Below are 3,766 nucleotides of genomic sequence, written 5' to 3'. Positions count from 1 at the left end.
CACCGCACGATGAACGACCGCCCCGAGGGCCGATGGGGCGCCGCCGGATCTGCGAGGATGAACGGCGGAGCCACTTGTGAACAGCAGTGAGGAGATTGCCGTGTCCTGGTCCGCCGGCTCCTCTCCCACGTACTCCTGTTCGCGCATCGCGCACCAGGCCGGAATGTCGAGGCGGGCGGCCTCGTCGTCCGAGAGCACCGTCACCGTGCCGCCCACGGGTACCTCTCCGATCACCTTTGCGAGTTCGATCACCGGAATCGGGCAGCGCCTGCCCAGCGCGTCCACCACGAGCGAGGCCCGCGGCGCGGGGGAGGGGGCCGTCGGAACCGGCGCGCCGAGCCTCTCCCGCACCTCGGCCACCACACCCGGCAGTACGTCGAGGAAGCCGCCGACCTCCTCCTCCGTCGTCCCGGCCGGAAGCGACACGCGGATGTTTCCCTCCGTGAGCACCCCCATCGCCTTGAGGACATGGCTCGGCGTCAGGGTGCTGCTCGTGCAGGACGATCCGGACGAAACGGAGAATCCGGCCCGGTCCAGCTCGTGGAGCAGTGTCTCTCCGTCGACATAGAGACAGGAGAAGGTGACCAGATGCGGCAGCCGTCGCACCGGATCGCCGACCACCTCCGCATCGGGCACCAGCGTCCCCACCGCCGCCCTGACCCGGTCCACCAGGGCGCGCAGCCGTACGGCCTCGGCCGCGGCCTCCGCCCGCACCGCCCGCAAGGAGGCCGCCGCCGCCACGATCGCCGGGATGTTCTCGAAGCCGGCGGCACGGCCCGACTCCCGCTCGTCGGCGGGCCCTTGGGGGGCGAACCGGACCCCCTTGCGTACGGCCAGCAGCCCGACCCCGGCCGGCCCGCCCCACTTGTGCGCGCTCGCGGCCAGCAGCGACCAGCGGCCGGGCACCGGCCCCCAGCCCAGCGACTGCGCGGCGTCCACCAGCAGCGGAACGCCCGCGGCGGCACAGATCTCGGCGGTCTCCGCCACCGGCTGCTCGGTCCCCACCTCATGGTTGGCGGACTGCAGGCAGGCCAGCGCGGTGTCCGCACGAAGGGCCCGTCCGTAGGCGGAGGGGTCCACCGCTCCGGTCCGGTCCACCGGGACTTCGGTGAACGACCCCCCGGCGGCTTCGAGGGCCGCGGCCGAATGGAGCACCGAGGAGTGCTCGACGGCGGAAAGCACCAGATGGCGGCCGACACGCCGACGCCCGGAAAGTGCTCCGGCCACCGCCGAGTGGACCGCCCGGGTGCCGGACGAGGTGAAGACGAGCTCGTCCGGACGGCAGCCGACGGCTTCGGCAGCGGTCTCCCTGGCCGCGTCCAGCAGTAGCGCCGCCCGCCGCCCCTCACGGTAGAGGCGGGCGGGATCCGCCCAGCCCTCGTCCAGTGAGGCAAGCAGCGCCTGGCGGGCGACGGGATGCAGGGGTGCGGAGGAAGCCGCGTCGAAGTAGGGCACGCCGTCACGCTAGCCCGCACGAGGATGTGACCAGGTGACCGGCTGTCGTGGTGACGGGGATAGGGGGCGTCAGATGACGGCCGGAGGGCCGCATTCCATCCCTTCGGGGTGTCGTGCGGCGCGTTGGGCACCCTCCCCGCGCGACCCCAAATAGCGTCCAGTAGGGTTTGGTCCGCATAAACATCCAAACCCCTGCCCGCGTCAGGGCCGGCGACCGACCAAGTGAGACGGGCGCGCCGACCGTGCGGGCGAGACTCTCGGGAAGGCGCTACGTGAGTCCCAACGGCTCCGACCGCTCGTCGCGGCGCCCGATGCGGCGGAAGCTGCCGCAGGTGCTGACTGCGGGCCTGGTCCTGGCGACGGCCTCCGGTTGTTCATACAACTGGGAGGATTTCCCCCGCCTCGGTATGCCCACCCCGGTAACGGAAGAGGCCCCTCGGATCCTCTCCCTCTGGCAGGGCTCGTGGGCGGCAGCGCTCGCCACGGGCGTCCTTGTCTGGGGGCTGATCCTGTGGAGCGTCATCTTCCACCGGCGAAGCAGGACCAAGGTGGAGGTACCGCAGCAGACCAGGTACAACATGCCTATCGAGGCGCTGTACACAGTGGTCCCCCTCATCATCGTCTCGGTGTTCTTCTACTTCACCGCGCGCGATGAATCGAAGCTGCTCGAGCTCAGCCCGAAGCCGGCCCACACCATCAACGTGGTCGGTTACCAGTGGAGCTGGGGCTTCAACTACATCGAGAACGTGGAGGGCGAGCCCTCCGCCGGCAACGAGATCCCCAAGGAGCTCGACGCCATCCCCGACAAGTTCCGTGAGGACTTCCCCGCGAACGCCAACGGCGTCTACGACGTGGGCATCCCCGGTACGCGTAACCCGCAGAACGGCAACCCGGGTCCGACCCTGTGGCTGCCGAAGGGCGAGAAGGTCCGTTTCATCCTGACTTCGCGTGACGTCATCCACTCCTTCTGGGTGGTGCCGTTCCTCATGAAGCAGGACGTCATTCCGGGCCACACCAACTCCTTCGAGGTCACGCCGAAGAAGGAGGGCACCTACATGGGTAAGTGCGCCGAGCTCTGCGGCGTCGACCACTCCCGGATGCTCTTCAACGTCAAGATCGTCTCTCCCGAGCGTTACCAGCAGCACCTCAAGGAGCTGGCGGAGAAGGGTCAGACGGGCTACGTGCCGGCAGGCATCGAGCAGACGGACCCGGCCAGGAATGCGGAGACGAACAAACTGTGAGCATCCTCAATGAATCCCAGGGTGCCGCGGCAGCAGACGACTCGTTCGAGGACGAGCTGCCGGTGCGGCGCAAGCAGCCGGGGAGTGTCGTCATCAAGTGGCTGACCACCACTGACCACAAGACGATCGGCACGATGTACCTGGTCACATCGTTCGCGTTCTTCTGCATCGGTGGCCTTCTGGCGCTCTTCATGCGCGCCGAGCTGGCCCGCCCTGGTACGCAGATAATGTCGAACGAACAGTTCAACCAGGCGTTCACGATGCACGGCACGATCATGCTGCTGATGTTCGCGACGCCGCTGTTCGCCGGCTTCGCGAACTGGATCATGCCGCTGCAGATCGGTGCGCCCGACGTGGCGTTCCCGCGGCTGAACATGTTCGCGTACTGGCTGTACCTCTTCGGCTCGCTGATCGCCGTGGGCGGTTTCCTCACCCCGCAGGGTGCGGCCGACTTCGGATGGTTCGCCTACTCCCCGCTGTCGGACGCCGTCCGCTCGCCGGGTGTCGGCGCCGACATGTGGATCATGGGTCTGGCCTTCTCCGGCTTCGGCACGATCCTCGGTTCGGTCAACTTCATCACCACGATCATCTGCATGCGCGCCCCCGGCATGACGATGTTCCGCATGCCGATCTTCACCTGGAACGTCCTGCTGACCGGTGTCCTGGTCCTGCTGGCCTTCCCGGTCCTCGCCGCCGCGCTCTTCGCGCTGGAGGTCGACCGAAAATTCGGCGCACATATCTTCGATGCGTCCAACGGTGGCGCATTGCTATGGCAACACCTCTTCTGGTTCTTCGGCCATCCAGAGGTGTACATCATCGCTCTACCATTCTTCGGAATCATTTCCGAAATCATTCCGGTATTCAGCCGCAAGCCGATGTTCGGCTATGTCGGTCTGATCAGCGCGACGATCGCCATCGCCGGTCTTTCGGTGACGGTGTGGGCTCACCACATGTATGTCACCGGTGGCGTGCTATTGCCGTTCTTCTCCTTCATGACGTTCCTCATCGCGGTGCCGACCGGGGTGAAGTTCTTCAACTGGATCGGCACGATGTGGAAGGGATCGTTGTCC

At 67.2% G+C, this 3,766-nt stretch carries 3 protein-coding genes; 2 read left to right on the top strand and 1 reads right to left on the bottom strand.

The genetic code is table 11. The features are described 5' to 3' along the window. The coding region (locus ACFWFI_RS41600) for a cysteine desulfurase/sulfurtransferase TusA family protein (protein ID WP_387400983.1) at window positions 1-1,455 on the bottom strand (1,455 nt) is incomplete at its 3' end. A 272-nt stretch (window positions 1,456-1,727) separates the two neighbouring features. Between ACFWFI_RS41600 and coxB the strand changes: the two genes are divergently transcribed. Further along, window positions 1,728-2,696 (top strand): aa3-type cytochrome oxidase subunit II, encoded by a 969-nt coding sequence (coxB, locus tag ACFWFI_RS41595; protein ID WP_387400981.1) that lies wholly within the window; start codon window positions 1,728-1,730, stop codon window positions 2,694-2,696. After that, the coding region (locus ACFWFI_RS41590; protein ID WP_387400979.1) for a cytochrome c oxidase subunit I at window positions 2,693-3,766 on the top strand (1,074 nt) is incomplete at its 3' end. The genes coxB and ACFWFI_RS41590, both read left to right, overlap by 4 nt.

This window comes from Streptomyces sp. NPDC060209 (assembly GCF_042728155.1).
Lineage (GTDB): Bacteria > Actinomycetota > Actinomycetes > Streptomycetales > Streptomycetaceae > Streptomyces.
Note: the sequence above shows the minus strand (reverse complement) of the source record. Positions and strands in the feature narration are given on the sequence as shown.